The following is an 18,670-nucleotide window of genomic DNA, read 5'->3' on the forward strand; positions in this document are numbered from 1 at the left end:
CATGGAAGATGGTCTGCGCTTCGCGATTCGCGAAGGTGGCCGTACCGTTGGTGCCGGCGTGGTTGCCAAGATCATCGAATAATCGATTGATCTGATCAATTCGGGCCGGCATAATAGTCGGCCTGACTCTTGTTAGGCCAGTAGCTCAATTGGCAGAGCGGCGGTCTCCAAAACCGCAGGTTGGGGGTTCGATTCCCTCCTGGCCTGCCAATTTCAATATCGAATTTGGCAGTTTTTACAGGGTTCTAGCAGATGAATATCAAAGCAGAAGCCAAAGACACGCGCTTCGATCTGGTGAAGTGGCTTGTTGTGGCTGCTTTGGTTGTTGTGGCGGTGGTTGGTAATCAGTATTACTCCGCAGAGCCGATTCTGTATAGAGTTCTCGCGTTACTCGCTTTCGCTGTAGTCGCTGCTTTTGTAGCGTTGCAGACGTCAAAAGGTCGCTCCTTTTTCGTTTTGTTGAAAGAGGCGCGCGTCGAGATTCGCAAGGTCGTTTGGCCGACTCGTCAAGAAACCACTCAGACCACGCTGATAGTTGTGGCTGTTGTGCTTGTTATGGCGCTGCTGTTGTGGGGGCTCGATTCCCTGCTCGGTTGGCTGGTTTCCATGGTTGTAGGTTAAGGGTGTCCCGTGGCTAAGCGCTGGTATGTGGTTCATGCTTACTCGGGTTACGAGAAGCACGTCATGCGCTCGCTGATTGAGCGTATCAAGCTTGCTGGGATGGAAGATCATTTCGGCGAAATCCTTGTTCCCACTGAAGAAGTGGTCGAGATGCGTAATGGGCAGAAGCGCAAGAGTGAGCGCAAGTTCTTCCCCGGTTACGTGCTCGTCCAGATGGATATGGCTGAAGGTGCCTGGCACTTGGTGAAAGACACGCCTCGTGTGATGGGGTTTATCGGTGGTACCGCAGATAAGCCTGCGCCGATCACTGATAAAGAGGCTGAGGCAATTCTCCGGCGTGTTGCGGATGGTAGTGACAAGCCGAAGCCCAAGACCTTGTTTGAGCCGGGTGAGGTTGTCCGTGTTGCGGATGGGCCTTTTGCTGATTTCAATGGCGTGGTTGAAGAGGTCAACTACGAGAAGAGCCGCATTCAGGTGGCTGTCCTCATATTTGGTCGTTCAACGCCGGTAGAGTTGGAGTTCAGTCAGGTCGAGAAGGTCTAGCTGAAGAAAGCATCCCACACCCCGCAGCTGCTGGCTGCGGGGTTTTGTCGTCACTGGGATATTCAAGTAGATAGGGGAGCCGTAAGGCGTTAGCACCCGGAACGGAGTAGTTATGGCTAAGAAAATTCAAGCTTATATCAAGCTTCAGGTAAAGGCCGGTCAGGCCAACCCGTCGCCGCCCGTAGGTCCCGCGCTGGGCCAGCATGGCGTCAATATCATGGAATTCTGTAAGGCATTCAATGCCCGCACTCAAGGCCAGGAGCCTGGTCTGCCTACGCCGGTGATTATCACCGTTTACAGCGACCGTAGCTTCACCTTCGAGACCAAAAGCACCCCTGCTGCAGTTTTGTTGAAGAAAGCTGCAGGCATCACCAGTGGTTCTGCTCGTCCGAACACCCAGAAGGTCGGCACTGTTACCCGTGCTCAGCTGGAAGAGATCGCAAAGACCAAGAACGCTGATCTTACCGCCGCTGATCTTGAGGCGGCCGTGCGCACTATCGCCGGCTCCGCTCGCAGCATGGGCCTGAACGTGGAGGGTGTGTAATGGCTAAGTTGACCAAGCGCCAGAAGGCTTTCGCCGAGAAAGTCGAAGCTGGCAAGCAGTACTCGTTCGAAGACGCCGCGACCCTGCTGACTCAGCTGTCGGCTGTGAAGTTCACTGAGTCTTTCGACATCGCGATCAATCTGGGAGTGGATCCGCGTAAATCCGACCAAGTCGTGCGCGGCGCTACCGTTCTACCGAACGGCACCGGCAAGACCGTTCGTGTTGCTGTATTTACTCAGGGTCCTGCTGCTGAGGCGGCACTGGCTGCCGGCGCCGACCGTGTCGGCATGGACGAGTTGGCTGCTGAAATGAAAGGCGGCGATCTGAACTATGACGTGGTTATCGCTTCCCCGGATGCTATGCGCGTAGTCGGCCAGCTGGGGCAGATTCTCGGTCCTCGCGGCCTGATGCCGAACCCGAAGGTTGGTACCGTGACGCCGGACGTTGCGACCGCAGTCAAGAATGCCAAGGCTGGTCAGGTGCGCTTCCGTACCGACAAGAACGGCATCATTCATAGCTCTGTGGGCAAGGTCGGTTTCGAAGCTGGTCAGCTCAAGCAGAACGTTGAAGCGCTGCTTTCGGACCTCAAGCGTCTGAAGCCTTCCACTTCCAAAGGTATTTATGTCAAGCGCGTGACCCTGAGCACCACCATGGGGCCGGGACTGATCATCGATCAGGCTTCTCTCGACGCGTAACACTAGCCGCTCCGGTTGCCGGAGCGGTGCAAAATTGGGGTCCCTGCCTGGCGGGGGCTATCCAAGACCGTAGGCGGCGCAAGCCTTAAACCGCTGGAGTTCGCTTCTTCAAGCCTACGCAGAGGTGCTCCCGATTCGTACCGAATCAGACACCAAAACCCGTCCGGTTTCGACCGGATGAACCGGTAACATCCAGGAGTAAAACCCGTGGCAATCAAACTCGAAGACAAGAAAGCCATCGTCGCTGAAGTCAACGAGGCTGCCCAAGCTGCCCTGTCCGCTGTCGTGGCTGATGCCCGTGGCGTGACCGTGGGGGCCATGACCGGACTCCGTAAAGAGGCCCGCGAAGCTGGCGTGTACGTACGTGTCGTACGTAACACTCTGCTGCGCCGCGCCGTTGAAGGCACTCAGTTCGATGTGCTCAACGACGTGTTCAAAGGCCCAACCCTGATCGCTTTCTCCAATGCACATCCGGGCGCTGCTGCCCGTATTTTCAAGGAGTTTGCCAAGGGGCAGGACAAGTTCGAGATCAAGGCCGCTGCGTTCGAGGGTCAGTTCCTCGCAGCCAATCAGATCGACGTGCTGGCAACCTTGCCGACCTATGACGAAGCCATTTCGCAGCTGATGAGCGTGATTCAAGGCGCTACTAGCAAGCTGGCTCGTACTCTGGCGGCCGTTCGTGATCAGAAAGAAGCTGCAGCCGCCTAAGCGCACAGCAACTTTCGAATCTCTTTTGAATTAGACGACCCCAGGTCGTCACCTATATATACAGGAACTAGAGTCATGGCTCTGACCAACGAAGATATCATCAACGCCGTTTCCGAAATGTCCGTGATGCAGGTTGTTGAACTGATCAAGGCAATGGAAGAAAAGTTCGGCGTTACTGCTGCCGCCGCAACTGTTGCGGCCGCTGGCCCGGCCGCTGCCGCTGCTGAAGAGCAGACCGAATTCACTGTCGTGCTGACCGAGGCTGGTGACAAGAAGGTTAACGTCATCAAGGCCGTTCGTGAGCTGACTGGTCTGGGCCTGAAAGAAGCCAAGGCGGTTGTTGACGGCGCCCCGGGCGTGGTCAAGGAAAGCGTTTCCAAGGACGAGGCTGAAGCGGCGAAGAAGGCTCTGGAAGAAGCAGGCGCCAAGGTCGAGCTCAAGTAAGCACGACCTTGCGTCTACAGCCGAAGCGACTCGCGTAAGGCTGATGGCTGGTGGCTTTTGCCACCGGCCTTTTTCCGTTATAGCTGCCTGATGCTCGTTGGCCGCTAGTACGGAAAGAACCGCTCCGGTGGGCGGTGCGAATCAAGGGATTCGCAAGATTTTCTGGCTGCTCCCGTCGGGAGGAGCCAAACAAGCAGGTGACCAAGCTGGGGAACGCTGATGGCTTACTCATACACTGAGAAAAAACGAATCCGCAAGGACTTTAGCAAGTTACCGCACGTTATGGACGTGCCGTATCTTTTGGCCATCCAGCTGGATTCGTACCGCGAATTCCTGCAGGCGGGAGCGACCAAGGATCAGTTCCGCGATATTGGCTTGCATGCAGCCTTCAAATCCGTTTTTCCGATAATCAGCTATTCCGGCAATGCAGCGCTGGAATACGTCGGCTATCGCTTGGGCGACCCGGCTTTCGATGTCAAGGAATGTGTCCTGCGCGGCGTGACCTTCGCGGTTCCGCTGCGGGTAAAAGTTCGCCTGATCATTTTCGATAAGGAATCGTCGAGCAAGGCGATCAAGGACATTAAAGAGCAGGAAGTTTACATGGGGGAAATCCCCCTGATGACGGACAACGGTACCTTCATCATCAACGGTACCGAGCGCGTCATCGTATCTCAGTTGCACCGCTCGCCAGGCGTCTTCTTCGATCACGACCGAGGCAAGACCCATAGCTCGGGCAAGCTCCTGTATTCCGCCCGTATTATTCCGTACCGTGGCTCCTGGCTGGACTTCGAGTTCGATCCGAAGGATGCCGTCTTCGTGCGTATCGACCGTCGCCGCAAGCTGCCTGCCTCGGTGCTTCTGCGCGCCCTGAACTACAGCACTGAAGAAATTCTCGATGCGTTCTACGACACCAACGTATTCCACGTTAAGGGTGATGCGTTGAGCCTTGAGCTTGTGCCGCACCGCCTGCGCGGCGAGATCGCGTCGTTCGACATTAAGGATGAGAACGGCAAAGTCATTGTCGAGCAAGGTCGTCGCATTACCGCGCGCCACATTAATCAGCTCGACAAGTCCGGCATCAAGGCGCTCGATATGCCGATGGACTATGTGCTGGGCCGCACCACGGCCAAGGCCATCGTGCACCCTGCCACTGGGGAGATCATTGCTGAGTGCAATACCGAACTCACCGTTGAGGTTCTGGCCAAGCTGGTCAAGGCCCAGGTTGTGCGTTTCGAGACTTTGTATACTAACGACATCGATTGCGGTCCGTTCATTTCCGACACGCTGAAGATCGATTCGACGACTAACCAGCTCGAAGCACTGGTGGAAATCTACCGCATGATGCGTCCTGGCGAGCCGCCAACCAAGGACGCCGCCGAGACGCTGTTTAACAACCTGTTCTTTGCCTCTGAGCGGTACGACCTGTCCGCTGTGGGTCGGATGAAGTTCAACCGCCGTATCGGTCGTACCGAGATCGAAGGTTCCGGCGTGCTCAGCCGTGAAGACATCGTTGCGGTACTGAAGACTCTGGTCGACATTCGTAACGGCAAAGGCGTCGTCGACGACATCGACCACTTGGGGAACCGTCGCGTACGTTGCGTGGGTGAAATGGCCGAAAACCAGTTCCGTGTAGGTCTGGTTCGTGTTGAGCGCGCGGTCAAGGAACGTCTTTCAATGGCCGAAAGCGAAGGCCTGATGCCGCAGGACCTGATCAACGCCAAGCCGGTCGCGGCGGCGGTGAAGGAGTTCTTCGGTTCAAGCCAGCTCTCGCAGTTCATGGACCAGAACAACCCGCTCTCGGAAATCACCCATAAGCGTCGCGTCTCCGCACTCGGCCCGGGCGGCCTGACTCGTGAACGCGCCGGCTTCGAAGTGCGCGACGTACACCCGACCCACTATGGTCGTGTGTGCCCGATCGAGACTCCTGAAGGTCCTAACATCGGTCTGATCAACTCGCTGGCTGCCTATGCCCGTACCAACCAGTACGGTTTTCTGGAAAGCCCGTACCGCGTTGTGAAGGAAGGCGAAGTTACCGACGAGATCGTGTTCCTCTCGGCAATTGAAGAGGCGGACCATGTCATCGCCCAGGCGAGCGCCAAGCTGGACGGCCGTAAGCTGGTCGACGAGCTGGTCGCCGTACGTCATCAGAACGAATTCACGGTCAAAGCTCCGGAAGACGTGACACTGATGGATGTATCGCCAAAGCAGGTCGTCTCCGTAGCGGCATCGCTGATCCCGTTCCTCGAGCACGACGACGCTAACCGTGCTCTGATGGGCTCGAACATGCAGCGTCAGGCCGTTCCGACCTTGCGCTCGGATAAGCCGCTGGTAGGCACCGGTATGGAACGCAACGTGGCGCGAGACTCCGGCGTCTGCGTCGTTGCCCGTCGTGGTGGCGTAATCGATTCGGTCGATGCCAGTCGTGTCGTTGTGCGTGTGCATGATGCGGAAGTCGAGACCGGTGAGGCCGGCGTCGATATCTACAACCTGACCAAGTACACCCGTTCCAACCAGAACACCTGCATCAACCAGCGTCCGCTGGTCAGCAAAGGTGACGTGGTCGAGCGCGGTGACATCATGGCTGACGGTCCCTCCACCGATATGGGTGAGCTGGCGCTCGGTCAGAACATGCGCGTCGCGTTCATGCCGTGGAACGGCTATAACTTCGAAGACTCCATCCTCCTGTCGGAACGTGTGGTTCAGGAAGATCGTTTCACCACCATCCATATTCAGGAACTGACCTGCGTGTCGCGCGACACCAAGCTTGGCCCAGAAGAGATCACGGCGGACATTCCGAACGTGGGCGAAGCTGCGCTGAACAAGCTGGACGAGGCGGGCATCGTCTACGTTGGTGCCGAAGTCGGCGCGGGCGACATTCTGGTCGGCAAGGTCACGCCGAAGGGCGAAACCCAGCTGACGCCGGAAGAGAAGCTGCTGCGCGCGATCTTCGGTGAAAAGGCATCGGATGTTAAGGACACGTCCCTGCGCGTGCCGACGGGCACCAAGGGCACCGTCATCGACGTTCAGGTGTTCATTCGTGACGGCGTCGAGCGTGACTCCCGTGCGTTGGCCATCGAGAAGATGCAGCTCGACGAGATTCGCAAGGACCTCAACGAAGAGTTCCGCATCGTCGAGGGCGCCACCTTCGAACGCCTGCGTTCCGCTCTGGTCGGGGCGTCCGCCGAGGGCGGTGCCGGCCTGAAGAAGGGTACCGTCATCACCGACGAGATCCTCGACGGGCTCGAGCATGGCCAGTGGTTCAAGCTGCGCATGGCCGAAGATGCGCTGAACGAGCAGTTGGAGAAGGCCCAGGCCTATATCTCCGACCGCCGTCAGCTGCTCGACGACAAGTTCGAGGATAAGAAGCGCAAGCTGCAGCAGGGCGACGACCTGGCGCCGGGCGTGCTGAAGATCGTCAAGGTCTACCTGGCGATCAAGCGTCGCATCCAGCCGGGCGACAAGATGGCCGGTCGTCACGGTAACAAGGGTGTGGTCTCGGTGATCATGCCGGTCGAAGACATGCCGCACGATGCTAATGGCACGCCGGTCGACATCGTCCTGAACCCGCTGGGTGTACCGTCGCGGATGAACGTCGGGCAGATCCTCGAGACCCACCTGGGCCTCGCAGCCAAGGGCCTGGGTGAGAAGATCAACCGCATGCTCGACGAGCAGCGCAAGGTGGCCGAGCTGCGCAAGTTCCTCACCGAGATCTACAACGAGATCGGTGGCCGCCAGGAAAACCTGGACGAGTTCAGCGATCAGGAAGTGCTGGATCTGGCCAAGAACCTGCGTGGCGGCGTACCGATGGCGACGCCGGTCTTCGACGGTGCCAAGGAGCGCGAGATCAAGGCCATGCTGAAGCTGGCGGATCTGCCGGAAAGTGGCCAGATGCAGCTGTTCGATGGCCGCACGGGGAACAAGTTCGAGCGCACGACCACGGTCGGTTACATGTACATGCTCAAGCTCAACCACCTGGTCGACGACAAGATGCATGCGCGTTCCACCGGTTCCTACAGCCTGGTCACCCAGCAGCCGCTGGGTGGTAAGGCGCAGTTCGGTGGCCAGCGTTTCGGGGAGATGGAGGTCTGGGCCCTGGAGGCTTACGGTGCCGCCTACACCCTGCAGGAAATGCTCACGGTCAAGTCGGACGACGTGAACGGGCGGACCAAGATGTACAAGAACATCGTGGACGGCGATCACCGTATGGAGCCCGGCATGCCGGAATCCTTCAACGTGCTGATCAAAGAGATCCGCTCGCTCGGTATCGACATCGATCTGGAAACCGAATAACCACGCACCGCCTAAGCGGCGTCCGGCATCAGCCGGTCGTCGCCGGTCCGTGAGGAGGAAAGGCCTTGAAAGACTTGCTGAATCTGTTGAAAAACCAGGGTCAAATCGAAGAGTTCGATGCCATCAAGATTGCATTGGCTTCGCCCGAGATGATCCGTTCCTGGTCCTTTGGTGAGGTCAAGAAGCCAGAGACCATCAACTACCGTACGTTCAAGCCCGAGCGTGATGGCCTGTTCTGCGCCAAGATCTTTGGCCCGGTCAAGGATTACGAGTGCCTGTGCGGCAAGTACAAGCGCCTCAAGCATCGTGGCGTGATCTGCGAGAAGTGCGGTGTCGAGGTTGCACTGGCCAAGGTCCGTCGCGAGCGCATGGCGCATATCGAGCTGGCGTCGCCAGTCGCCCACATCTGGTTCCTGAAGTCGCTGCCGAGCCGTATCGGCCTGCTGCTGGACATGACCCTGCGTGACATCGAGCGCGTGCTCTACTTCGAGAGCTATGTGGTGATCGATCCAGGCATGACCACGCTCGAGAAGGGTCAGCTGCTCAATGACGAGCAGTACTTCGAGGCGCTGGAAGAGTTCGGTGACGATTTCGACGCTCGCATGGGTGCCGAGGCCGTGCGCGAGCTGCTGCACGAAATCGACCTGGAACACGAGATCGGTCGCCTACGCGAAGAGATTCCGCAGACCAACTCGGAAACCAAGATCAAGAAGCTGTCCAAGCGCCTGAAGCTGATGGAAGCCTTCCATGGCTCGGGCAACTTGCCGGAATGGATGGTGCTGACCGTTCTGCCGGTATTGCCGCCGGATCTGCGTCCGCTGGTTCCGCTGGATGGTGGCCGCTTCGCGACCTCGGATCTCAACGATCTGTATCGCCGGGTGATCAACCGTAACAACCGTCTTAAGCGCCTGCTCGATCTGTCGGCGCCGGACATCATCGTGCGCAACGAAAAGCGCATGCTGCAGGAAGCCGTCGACGCGCTGCTCGACAACGGCCGTCGTGGTCGCGCCATCACCGGTTCGAACAAGCGCCCGCTCAAGTCCCTGGCCGACATGATCAAGGGCAAGCAGGGTCGTTTCCGTCAGAACCTGCTCGGCAAGCGCGTGGACTATTCCGGTCGTTCGGTCATCACCGTCGGCCCGACCCTGCGCCTGCATCAGTGCGGCCTGCCGAAGAAGATGGCTCTCGAGCTGTTCAAACCGTTCATTTTCGGCAAGCTGGAAATGCGTGGCATGGCGACCACCATCAAGGCCGCCAAGAAGATGGTCGAGCGCGAGTTGCCTGAGGTCTGGGACGTCCTGGCCGAGGTCATTCGCGAACATCCCGTGTTGCTCAACCGGGCACCGACGCTGCACCGTCTGGGTATCCAGGCGTTCGAGCCGGTCCTGATCGAAGGCAAGGCGATCCAGCTGCACCCGCTGGTCTGCGCCGCGTACAACGCCGACTTCGACGGTGACCAGATGGCCGTTCACGTGCCGCTGACACTGGAAGCCCAGCTCGAAGCGCGCGCGCTGATGATGTCGACCAATAACATCCTGTCGCCGGCCAACGGCGAGCCGATCATCGTGCCGTCGCAGGACGTGGTCCTGGGTCTGTACTACATGACCCGTGAAGCCATCAATGCCAAGGGCGAAGGCCGCGTGTTCGCTGACCTGCAGGAAGTCGACCGCGTGTTCCGCGCCGGCGAAGCGTCGCTGCACGCCCGCGTCAAAGTGCGCATCAACGAGACCATCAAGGATCGCGACGGCTCGATCACCAAGAACACCCGTATCGTCGACACCACTGTCGGTCGTGCGTTGCTGTTCCAGGTGGTTCCGGCCGGCCTGCCGTTCGACGTGGTCAACCAGCCGATGAAGAAGAAGGCGATCTCCAAGCTGATCAACCTGTGCTACCGCACCGTTGGCCTGAAGGATACCGTCATCTTCGCTGACCAGCTGATGTACACCGGTTTTGCCTACTCGACCATTTCCGGCGTGTCGATCGGTGTGAACGATTTCGTCATCCCGGACGAAAAGGCGCGCATCATCGATGCCGCTACCGAGGAAGTGAAGGAAATCGAGTCGCAGTACGCCTCCGGCCTGGTGACACAGGGTGAGAAGTACAACAAGGTCATCGACCTCTGGTCGAAGGCCAACGACGAAGTATCCAAGGCGATGATGGCCAACCTCTCGAAAGAGAAGGTCATCGACCGCGACGGCAACGAAGCCGAGCAGGATTCGTTCAACTCGATGTACATGATGGCCGACTCCGGGGCGCGGGGTTCCGCTGCCCAGATTCGCCAGCTGGCCGGTATGCGTGGCCTGATGGCCAAGCCGGACGGCTCGATTATCGAGACGCCAATCACCGCCAACTTCCGTGAAGGCCTGAACGTACTGCAGTACTTCATCTCCACCCACGGTGCTCGTAAGGGTCTGGCGGATACCGCGCTGAAAACCGCGAACTCCGGTTACCTGACCCGTCGCCTGGTCGACGTGGCGCAGGATCTGGTGGTAACCGAGATCGATTGCGGCACCGAGCAGGGCCTGCACATGACGCCGCACATCGAAGGCGGCGACGTGGTCGAGCCGCTGGGTGAGCGTGTTCTGGGTCGTGTGATCGCGCGTGACGTACTCAAGCCCGGCACCGACGACGTACTGGTTCCTGCCGGTACCTTGATCGACGAGCAGTGGGTCGACTTCATCGAGCTGAACAGCATCGACGAAGTGATCGTGCGTTCGCCGATCAGCTGCGAAACCCGCTATGGCATCTGTGCCAAGTGCTACGGTCGCGATCTGGCCCGCGGTCACCAGGTGAACATCGGTGAGGCTGTCGGTGTCATCGCCGCGCAGTCCATCGGTGAGCCGGGTACCCAGCTGACCATGCGTACGTTCCACATTGGTGGTGCAGCGAGCCGGACTTCGGCGGTCGACAACGTGATGGTCAAGAACGGCGGTACCATTCGCCTGCATAACCTCAAATACGTCGAGCGTGCTGACGGAGCCCTGGTCGCGGTTTCGCGTTCCGGTGAACTGGCGGTAGCGGACGACTACGGCCGCGAGCGCGAGCGCTACAAGCTGCCGTACGGTGCGGTGATTTCGATCAAGGAAGGCGACAAGGTCGATGCCGGCACCGTCGTTGCGAAATGGGATCCGCACACGCACCCGATCGTGACCGAGATGAAGGGTGTCGTGACCTTCGCGGGCATGGAAGAGAACATCACCATCAAGCGTCAGACCGACGAACTCACCGGTCTGACCAACATTGAGGTGATGGATCCGAAAGATCGTCCGGCGTCCGGCAAGGATATCCGTCCGGCGATCAAGATGGTCGATACCAACGGTAAGGAATTGCTGTTGCCGGGTACCGACGTACCTGCCCAGTACTTCCTGCCGGCGAACGCGCTGGTTGGCGTGGCCGATGGTGCCGAGATCAACGTCGGTGACGTTATCGCGCGTATCCCGCAGGAAACGTCCAAGACCCGCGACATCACTGGTGGTTTGCCGCGCGTTGCCGACCTGTTCGAGGCGCGTCGTCCGAAAGAGCCGTCGATCCTCGCGGAAATCAGCGGCACGATCTCCTTCGGCAAGGAAACCAAGGGCAAGCGCCGTCTGGTCATCACGCCTACCGATGGAACCGATCCTTACGAGGAGCTGATTCCCAAGTGGCGCCACCTCAACGTCTTCGAAGGCGAACAGGTGAACAAGGGCGAAGTGATCTCCGACGGGCCGAGCAACCCGCACGACATCCTGCGCCTGCTGGGTGTCAGTGCGCTGGCCAAGTACATCGTCAATGAGATCCAGGACGTCTACCGCCTGCAGGGCGTGAAGATCAACGACAAGCACATCGAGACCATCCTGCGGCAGATGCTGCGTAAGGTCGAAGTGGCCGAGTCGGGCGATTCCAGCTTCATCAAGGGTGACCAGATGGAGCTGACCCAGGTGCTGGAAGAGAACGAGCGTCTGTCCGTGGACGACAAGTTCGGCTCCAAGTACGTGCGTGTGCTGCTGGGTATCACCAAGGCCTCGTTGTCCACCGAGTCGTTCATTTCGGCGGCGTCGTTCCAGGAAACCACTCGCGTCCTTACCGAGGCGGCGGTTACCGGCAAGCGCGACTACCTGCGCGGCCTGAAGGAGAACGTCGTGGTCGGTCGTCTGATTCCGGCCGGTACCGGTCTGCAGTATCACAGCGAGCGCAAGCGCAAGCGTGATGCCGAAAAACCGGTTCGTGTGAGTGCCGATGAGGTCGAAGCGGCGCTGACCGAGGCGCTGAATTCCAGCGGCAACTGATTGGAGGCAGCCCTGGCTCGAGCCGGGGCGCGCCTTGACGGTGTGCAAGAAGCTCTTTAGACTCTTGTACCCCTAATTTGGCGGGGCTTTGCGCCCTGCCATTTTTCGTTTGTGTCGAAAGACAACAGTGGAGCTAGTAGATGGCAACGATCAACCAGCTGGTACGCCAGCCGCGCAAGCGCGTCGTCGAGAAAAGCGACGTCCCTGCGCTGCAGAACTGCCCGCAACGCCGTGGCGTGTGCACCCGCGTGTACACCACCACGCCAAAGAAACCGAACTCTGCACTGCGTAAAGTATGCCGTGTTCGCCTGACCAACGGTTTTGAAGTCGCCTCCTACATCGGTGGTGAAGGTCACAACCTGCAGGAGCACAGTGTCGTGCTGATCCGTGGCGGTCGTGTAAAAGACCTTCCGGGTGTGCGCTATCACACCGTGCGCGGTTCGCTGGACACCTCCGGTGTCAAGGATCGTAAGCAGGGCCGTTCCAAGTACGGCGCCAAGCGTCCGAAGTAATCGTATTTTTATTTATCTGAGTCGATAAGAGTAAGGTCGGGCGTAACCTCGTCGTTATAGTCCCGAGCTAACCTGAAGACCGTTTGAGGGCTTATCAATGCCAAGACGTCGTGTAGCAGCCAAGCGCGAGATCCTTGACGATCCGAAGTACGGAAGTCTGATCCTTGCCAAGTTCATGAACCACGTGATGGAGAGCGGCAAGAAGGCCGTTGCCGAGCGTATCGTTTATGGTGCTCTGGACAAGGTCAAAGAGCGCAAGAACAGCGATCCCCTGGAAATCTTCGAAAAAGCACTCGACGCCATCGCTCCGCTGGTCGAAGTGAAGTCCCGCCGCGTAGGTGGTGCGACTTACCAGGTTCCGGTCGAAGTTCGTCCTTCCCGTCGTAACGCGCTGGCTATGCGCTGGCTGGTAGATGCTGCGCGCAAGCGTGGCGAGAAATCCATGGCCCTGCGTTTGGCGGGTGAGCTGTCGGATGCATTTGAAGGTAAAGGCGCCGCTGTGAAGAAGCGTGAAGACGTGCATCGCATGGCTGAGGCCAACAAGGCGTTCTCGCACTACCGTTTCTAATTTTGGCTCCATTCAACTTGCGAGGGCTTTATGGCTCGTAACACAGCAATTAACCGCTACCGCAACATTGGTATTTGTGCGCACGTTGACGCGGGCAAGACCACTACGACCGAGCGGATCCTGTTCTACACAGGCCTTAGCCACAAGATGGGTGAGGTGCACGACGGTGCGGCTACTACTGACTGGATGGTGCAGGAGCAGGAGCGTGGTATCACAATTACCTCCGCTGCTGTTACGACCTTTTGGAAGGGCTCCGTAGGTCAGTACGACAACTACCGCGTAAACGTTATCGACACCCCCGGTCACGTTGACTTCACCATTGAAGTAGAGCGTTCGTTGCGCGTGCTGGATGGCGCTGTCGTTGTATTCTGCGGTACTTCCGGTGTTGAGCCGCAGTCCGAGACCGTTTGGCGTCAGGCCAATAAGTACGGCGTTCCACGTGTCGTCTACGTGAACAAGATGGACCGTGCTGGTGCTAACTTCCTGCGCGTCGTTAGTCAGATCAAGAATCGCTTGGGTCATACCCCGGTACCGATTCAGCTCGCTATTGGTTCAGAGGATAACTTTCAGGGTCAGGTTGATCTGATCAAGATGAAGGCTATCTACTGGAACGACGATGACAAAGGCACAACCTATCGCGAGGAAGAGATTCCTGCCGATATGCTGGAGCTGGCTGAAGAATGGCGCTCCAACATGGTCGAGGCTGCCGCTGAGTCCAGTGAAGAACTGATGAACAAGTACTTGGAAGGCGAAGAGCTGACCAACGAAGAGATCAAGGCTGGCCTGCGCGCGCGTACTCTGGCTAACGAGATCGTTCCAGCTGTCTGCGGTTCTTCGTTCAAGAACAAGGGTGTTCCCCTGGTTCTCGACGCCGTTATCGAGTACCTGCCTGCTCCGACTGAAATTCCTGCTATCAAGGGAATTCATCCTGACATCATCGACAAGCCGAAAGAAGAGCTCGTTGATGCTGACTATGATGAGCGTCATGCTGACGACGCCGAACCGTTCTCGGCTCTGGCGTTCAAGATTGCCACCGACCCATTCGTTGGCACCCTGACGTTCGTGCGTGTCTACTCGGGCTTCCTCAGTTCGGGTGACTCGGTGATCAACTCGGTCAAGGGCAAGAAAGAGCGCGTTGGTCGTATGGTGCAGATGCATGCCAACCAGCGTGAAGAGATTAAAGAAGTGCGCGCTGGTGATATCGCTGCTCTGATTGGTATGAAAGACGTCACCACCGGTGACACTCTGTGCGACGCAGACAATCCAATCATTCTTGAGCGTATGGATTTCCCTGAGCCAGTCATCTCGGTAGCGGTAGAGCCTAAGACCAAGGCCGACCAGGAGAAGATGGGTATCGCACTGGGCAAGCTTGCCCAAGAAGATCCGTCATTCCGCGTCAAGACTGACGAGGAAACCGGGCAGACCATCATCTCCGGTATGGGTGAGTTGCACCTGGACATTCTCGTCGATCGTATGCGTCGCGAGTTCAACGTTGAGGCGAACATTGGTAAGCCTCAGGTTTCCTACCGCGAGAAGATCACCAAGAACTGCGAAATTGAAGGCAAGTTCGTTCGTCAGTCCGGTGGTCGTGGTCAGTTCGGTCATTGCTGGATCCGCTTTGCGCCTGCTGATGAAGGTCAGGAAGGTCTGGTGTTCGTGAACGAAGTCGTGGGTGGTGTGGTTCCGAAGGAATACATTCCGGCCATTCAGAAAGGTATTGAAGAGCAGATGAAGAACGGCGTTGTGGCCGGCTATCCGCTCATCGGCCTGAAAGCGACCGTTTTCGATGGCTCCTACCATGACGTCGACTCCAACGAGATGGCGTTCAAGGTGGCCGCTTCCATGGCGACCAAGCAGCTGGCTCAGAAGGGCGGCGGTGTAGTGCTTGAGCCGATCATGAAAGTCGAAGTGGTAACCCCTGAGGACTACATGGGTGACGTGATGGGTGACCTGAACCGTCGTCGTGGTCTGATCCAGGGCATGGAAGACACAGTGTCCGGCAAGGTAATCCGTGCCGAAGTACCGCTGGGTGAAATGTTCGGTTATGCAACCGACGTTCGTTCCATGTCTCAGGGTCGCGCGAGCTACTCTATGGAATTCTCCAAATACTCCGAGGCTCCGTCGAATATCGTCGAAGCACTGGTTAAAAAACAAGGTTGATTCAGCCCTTTAAGTAAGAGGTTTACTGTCGTGGCTAAAGAAAAATTCGAACGTAACAAACCGCACCTGAACGTCGGTACCATTGGTCACGTTGACCATGGCAAAACCACGCTCACCGCTGCGCTGACTAAGGTCTGCGCGGAAACTTGGGGCGGCTCTGCGCGTGACTTCTCGCAGATCGACAACGCGCCGGAAGAGAAGGCTCGTGGTATCACCATCAACACCTCCCACGTTGAGTACGATTCCTCGATTCGTCACTACGCTCACGTCGACTGCCCAGGTCACGCTGACTACGTGAAAAACATGATCACCGGTGCTGCGCAGATGGACGGCGCGATCCTGGTTTGTTCCGCTGCTGACGGCCCGATGCCGCAGACGCGCGAACACATCCTGCTGTCCCGTCAGGTAGGTGTTCCTTACATCGTTGTCTTCCTGAACAAGGCTGACATGGTGGATGATGCCGAGCTGCTGGAACTGGTTGAGATGGAAGTGCGTGACCTGCTGTCGACCTACGACTTCCCGGGTGACGACACGCCAATCATTATCGGCTCCGCGCTGATGGCTCTGAACGGCCAGGACGACAACGAAATGGGTGTGTCGGCCGTGCGCAAGCTGGTCGAGACTCTGGATAGCTACATTCCGGAGCCTGAGCGTGCCATCGACAAGCCGTTCCTGATGCCGATCGAAGACGTGTTCTCGATCTCCGGTCGCGGTACCGTTGTGACCGGTCGTGTTGAGCGCGGCATTGTCAAGGTTCAGGAAGAGATCGAAATCGTTGGTATTCGTGCCACGACCAAGACCACCTGCACCGGCGTTGAAATGTTCCGCAAGCTGCTCGACGAAGGTCGCGCTGGTGAGAACGTGGGCGTGCTGCTGCGTGGTACCAAGCGTGATGACGTAGAGCGTGGTCAGGTTCTGGCCAAGCCGGGCACCATCAAGCCGCACACCAAGTTCGAAGGCGAAGTCTACGTACTGAGCAAAGAAGAAGGCGGTCGTCACACGCCGTTCTTCAAAGGCTACCGTCCGCAGTTCTACTTCCGTACTACTGACGTGACCGGTAACTGCGAGCTGCCGGAAGGCGTAGAAATGGTAATGCCGGGCGACAACATCAAGATGGTTGTCACTCTGATCGCTCCGATCGCCATGGAAGATGGTCTGCGCTTCGCGATTCGCGAAGGTGGCCGTACCGTGGGTGCCGGCGTGGTTGCCAAGATCATCGAATAATCCTTTCGATGTGGGAAAGGGCCCTTCGGGGCCCTTTTTCTATTGTTGATCATTTATTGACACCCCCTGGACGCATCCGTACAATTGCGCCTCCTTTTACCGGGCGTATTGCGTTTGGTAGGGATGGCTAATTGGAGTCTGAGGTCAAAATGCAAAACCAACAAATCCGTATTCGGTTGAAGGCTTTTGACCATCGCCTGATCGATCAATCAACCCAGGAAATCGTGGAAACCGCGAAACGTACTGGTGCTCAGGTGCGTGGTCCGATTCCACTGCCGACCCGCAAAGAGCGGTTCACTGTTCTGGTTTCTCCGCATGTCAACAAGGATGCGCGCGACCAGTATGAGATCCGTACTCATAAGCGTGTGCTGGATATCGTCCAGCCGACCGACAAGACTGTCGATGCGCTGATGAAGCTTGATCTTGCGGCTGGCGTGGAAGTGCAGATCAGCCTCGGCTAGAACCTCGAGTTTTAGTCGTGTAACGCTCTGAAATGGGCGGCCATAGCGGGTGAAAGCCCCGTACACTCAAGAGGTTACAACATGACTATTGGTGTAGTCGGTCGTAAATGCGGCATGACCCGCGTTTTCACCGAAGATGGTGTCTCTATTCCGGTTACGGTCATCGAGATCGAGCCGAATCGCGTCACTCAGTTCAAGAATGAAGAGAGCGATGGCTATCGCGCTGTACAGGTTACTGTCGGCGAGCGTCGCGCGTCCCGTGTTACCAAGGCTCAGGCTGGCCATTTCGCCAAGGCGAACGTTGCTGCCGGTCGTGGTGTCTGGGAATTCCGCCTCGATGGCGAGGAGTTCCAGGTTGGTGACCAGATCAACGCTGAAATCTTCCAGGCTGGACAGATGGTGGATGTCACCGGTCAGTCCAAGGGTAAAGGCTTTGCCGGTACCATCAAGCGCTGGAACTTCCGTGGTCAAGACAATACCCACGGTAACTCCGTATCCCACCGCGTTCCGGGTTCGATTGGCCAGTGCCAGACTCCTGGTCGTGTTTTCAAGGGCAAGAAGATGTCCGGGCACATGGGCGCCGAGCGCGTAACCGTGCAGTCCCTGGAAATCGTGCGTGTCGATGCAGAGCGTAACCTGCTGCTGGTGAAGGGCGCAGTGCCCGGCGCCACGGGTGGTGACGTTGTCGTGCGTCCGGCCGCCAAGGCTCGCGGGTAAGGGGGAGTTCACATGCAATTGAATGTAAATGGCGCACAGGCCATCGAAGTCTCCGAGCAAACCTTTGGTGGTGAGTTCAACGAGACCCTGGTGCACCAGGCTGTCGTCGCCTATATGGCTGGCGGTCGTCAGGGCAGCAAGCAGCAGAAGACTCGCTCCGATGTCTCGGGTGGCGGTAAGCGTCCCTGGCGTCAGAAAGGTACTGGCCGCGCGCGTGCGGGTACCTCGCGTGGTCCGATTTGGCGTGGCGGTGGCGTAACCTTCGCTGCTCGTCCGCAGAACCATGAGCAGAAGCTCAACAAGAAGATGTACCGCGCAGCGCTGCGTTCCATTCTTTCCGAACTGGTTCGTTCCGAGCGTCTGGTCGTCGTTGAAGATTTCGCCGTCGACAGTCCTAAGACCAAGCTGCTTGCCAACAAGCTGACCGGTATGGGCCTGAATGACGTACTGATCGTTTCCGATGCTGTCGATCAGAACCTGTATCTGGCGGCTCGCAACCTGCCGCACGTCGATGTTCGTGACGTTCAGGGTTCCGATCCAGTCAGCCTGATCGCCTATGACAAGGTGTTGATCACCGTGTCGGCTGTGAAGAAATTCGAGGAGCTGCTGGGATGAACCAGGAACGCGTATTCAAAGTCCTGCTTGGTCCGCACGTCTCCGAGAAGGCAACCATGCTGGCTGACAGCAAAAGCCAGTTCGTTTTCAAGGTTGCTACTGATGCAACCAAGCTGGAAATCAAGAAGGCCGTCGAAAGCCTGTTCAACGTGAAGGTAGCCAAAGTCAGCACTCTGAATGTTCAGGGCAAGACCAAGCGCACCGCTCGCGGGCTGGGCAAGCGCAACGACTGGAAGAAGGCGTACATCGCGCTTCAGCCGGGCCAAGATCTCGATTTCTCCGGCAACGCTGAGTAAGGAAGGG

16 protein-coding genes, 1 tRNA gene and 1 pseudogene are annotated in these 18,670 nt (G+C 57.8%); all 18 read left to right on the forward strand.

From position 1 onward, the window contains the following. A pseudogene (locus MCB86_RS21590) lies at positions 1-82 on the forward strand (elongation factor Tu); the annotation flags it as partial. Positions 83-134: 52 nt separating this feature from the next. Further along, a tRNA-Trp gene (locus MCB86_RS21595) sits at positions 135-210 on the forward strand. A gap of 42 nt (positions 211-252) precedes the next feature. Then, on the forward strand, positions 253-621 hold the full coding sequence (secE, locus tag MCB86_RS21600; protein WP_021209389.1) for a preprotein translocase subunit SecE: 369 nt from the start codon (positions 253-255) through the stop codon (positions 619-621). A gap of 9 nt (positions 622-630) precedes the next feature. Beyond that, positions 631-1,164 carry a transcription termination/antitermination protein NusG gene (gene nusG, locus MCB86_RS21605; RefSeq protein WP_019342058.1) on the forward strand — a complete coding sequence of 178 codons (534 nt, stop codon included), beginning with the start codon at positions 631-633 and terminating at the stop codon, positions 1,162-1,164. Between the two features lie 112 nt (positions 1,165-1,276). Further along, a complete protein-coding gene (gene rplK / locus MCB86_RS21610) occupies positions 1,277-1,708 on the forward strand; it encodes a 50S ribosomal protein L11 (protein WP_041110223.1) in 432 nt (143 codons plus the stop codon). After that, positions 1,708-2,403, forward strand: coding sequence for a 50S ribosomal protein L1 (rplA, locus tag MCB86_RS21615; protein WP_045160588.1), 696 nt, complete (start codon positions 1,708-1,710; stop codon positions 2,401-2,403). The genes rplK and rplA overlap by 1 nt, the downstream gene beginning before the upstream one ends. A 207-nt stretch (positions 2,404-2,610) precedes the next feature. Further along, complete coding sequence (rplJ, locus tag MCB86_RS21620; RefSeq protein ID WP_045160589.1) at positions 2,611-3,111, forward strand: 50S ribosomal protein L10; 501 nt, start codon at positions 2,611-2,613, stop codon at positions 3,109-3,111. Positions 3,112-3,186: 75 nt separating this feature from the next. Beyond that, positions 3,187-3,555, forward strand: a complete 369-nt coding sequence (gene rplL, locus MCB86_RS21625; protein WP_045160590.1) for a 50S ribosomal protein L7/L12 — start codon at positions 3,187-3,189, stop codon at positions 3,553-3,555. 219 nt (positions 3,556-3,774) lie between these two features. Beyond that, positions 3,775-7,845: a DNA-directed RNA polymerase subunit beta gene (gene rpoB / locus MCB86_RS21630; RefSeq protein ID WP_045160591.1), complete on the forward strand. Its 4,071-nt coding sequence runs from the start codon at positions 3,775-3,777 to the stop codon at positions 7,843-7,845. A 65-nt stretch (positions 7,846-7,910) separates the two neighbouring features. Then, positions 7,911-12,110 carry a DNA-directed RNA polymerase subunit beta' gene (rpoC, locus tag MCB86_RS21635; RefSeq protein WP_045160592.1) on the forward strand — a complete coding sequence of 1,400 codons (4,200 nt, stop codon included), beginning with the start codon at positions 7,911-7,913 and terminating at the stop codon, positions 12,108-12,110. Positions 12,111-12,250: 140 nt separating this feature from the next. Continuing rightward, on the forward strand, positions 12,251-12,622 hold the full coding sequence (rpsL, locus tag MCB86_RS21640) for a 30S ribosomal protein S12 (RefSeq protein WP_003291416.1): 372 nt from the start codon (positions 12,251-12,253) through the stop codon (positions 12,620-12,622). Positions 12,623-12,719: 97 nt separating this feature from the next. Then, positions 12,720-13,190: a 30S ribosomal protein S7 gene (rpsG, locus tag MCB86_RS21645; protein WP_045160593.1), complete on the forward strand. Its 471-nt coding sequence runs from the start codon at positions 12,720-12,722 to the stop codon at positions 13,188-13,190. Positions 13,191-13,220: 30 nt separating this feature from the next. Further along, positions 13,221-15,350 carry an elongation factor G gene (gene fusA, locus MCB86_RS21650; protein ID WP_045160594.1) on the forward strand — a complete coding sequence of 710 codons (2,130 nt, stop codon included), beginning with the start codon at positions 13,221-13,223 and terminating at the stop codon, positions 15,348-15,350. A 30-nt stretch (positions 15,351-15,380) separates the two neighbouring features. After that, the gene (gene tuf, locus MCB86_RS21655) at positions 15,381-16,574 is read left to right on the forward strand and encodes an elongation factor Tu (protein ID WP_025240334.1); all 1,194 of its coding nucleotides are present in this window, start codon (positions 15,381-15,383) and stop codon (positions 16,572-16,574) included. A gap of 149 nt (positions 16,575-16,723) precedes the next feature. Next, a complete protein-coding gene (gene rpsJ / locus MCB86_RS21660) occupies positions 16,724-17,035 on the forward strand; it encodes a 30S ribosomal protein S10 (protein ID WP_003186070.1) in 312 nt (103 codons plus the stop codon). An 81-nt stretch (positions 17,036-17,116) separates the two neighbouring features. After that, the gene (gene rplC, locus MCB86_RS21665) at positions 17,117-17,752 is read left to right on the forward strand and encodes a 50S ribosomal protein L3 (protein ID WP_045160596.1); all 636 of its coding nucleotides are present in this window, start codon (positions 17,117-17,119) and stop codon (positions 17,750-17,752) included. Positions 17,753-17,764: 12 nt separating this feature from the next. Next, on the forward strand, positions 17,765-18,367 hold the full coding sequence (gene rplD / locus MCB86_RS21670) for a 50S ribosomal protein L4 (protein WP_019339977.1): 603 nt from the start codon (positions 17,765-17,767) through the stop codon (positions 18,365-18,367). Further along, positions 18,364-18,663, forward strand: a complete 300-nt coding sequence (rplW, locus tag MCB86_RS21675) for a 50S ribosomal protein L23 (protein ID WP_021209378.1) — start codon at positions 18,364-18,366, stop codon at positions 18,661-18,663. Before rplD ends, rplW begins: the two co-directional genes overlap by 4 nt. Positions 18,664-18,670 lie beyond the last annotated feature (7 nt).

The organism is Pseudomonas sp. KSR10 (assembly GCF_022355455.1).
In the GTDB taxonomy this organism is placed as follows: domain Bacteria; phylum Pseudomonadota; class Gammaproteobacteria; order Pseudomonadales; family Pseudomonadaceae; genus Stutzerimonas; species Stutzerimonas stutzeri_E.

Excerpts from the sequence above, each read along its gene's own strand:
- secE (WP_021209389.1), top strand. The coding sequence starts at position 253 with ATGAATATCAAAGCAGAAGCCAAAGACACGCGCTTCGATCTGGTGAAG.
- rplK (WP_041110223.1), top strand. The coding sequence starts at position 1,277 with ATGGCTAAGAAAATTCAAGCTTATATCAAGCTTCAGGTAAAGGCCGGT.
- rplA (WP_045160588.1), top strand. The coding sequence starts at position 1,708 with ATGGCTAAGTTGACCAAGCGCCAGAAGGCTTTCGCCGAGAAAGTCGAA.
- rplL (WP_045160590.1), top strand. The coding sequence starts at position 3,187 with ATGGCTCTGACCAACGAAGATATCATCAACGCCGTTTCCGAAATGTCC.
- rpoB (WP_045160591.1), top strand. The coding sequence starts at position 3,775 with ATGGCTTACTCATACACTGAGAAAAAACGAATCCGCAAGGACTTTAGC.
- rpsL (WP_003291416.1), top strand. The coding sequence starts at position 12,251 with ATGGCAACGATCAACCAGCTGGTACGCCAGCCGCGCAAGCGCGTCGTC.
- rpsG (WP_045160593.1), top strand. The coding sequence starts at position 12,720 with ATGCCAAGACGTCGTGTAGCAGCCAAGCGCGAGATCCTTGACGATCCG.
- fusA (WP_045160594.1), top strand. The coding sequence starts at position 13,221 with ATGGCTCGTAACACAGCAATTAACCGCTACCGCAACATTGGTATTTGT.
- rpsJ (WP_003186070.1), top strand. The coding sequence starts at position 16,724 with ATGCAAAACCAACAAATCCGTATTCGGTTGAAGGCTTTTGACCATCGC.
- rplC (WP_045160596.1), top strand. The coding sequence starts at position 17,117 with ATGACTATTGGTGTAGTCGGTCGTAAATGCGGCATGACCCGCGTTTTC.
- rplD (WP_019339977.1), top strand. The coding sequence starts at position 17,765 with ATGCAATTGAATGTAAATGGCGCACAGGCCATCGAAGTCTCCGAGCAA.
- rplW (WP_021209378.1), top strand. The coding sequence starts at position 18,364 with ATGAACCAGGAACGCGTATTCAAAGTCCTGCTTGGTCCGCACGTCTCC.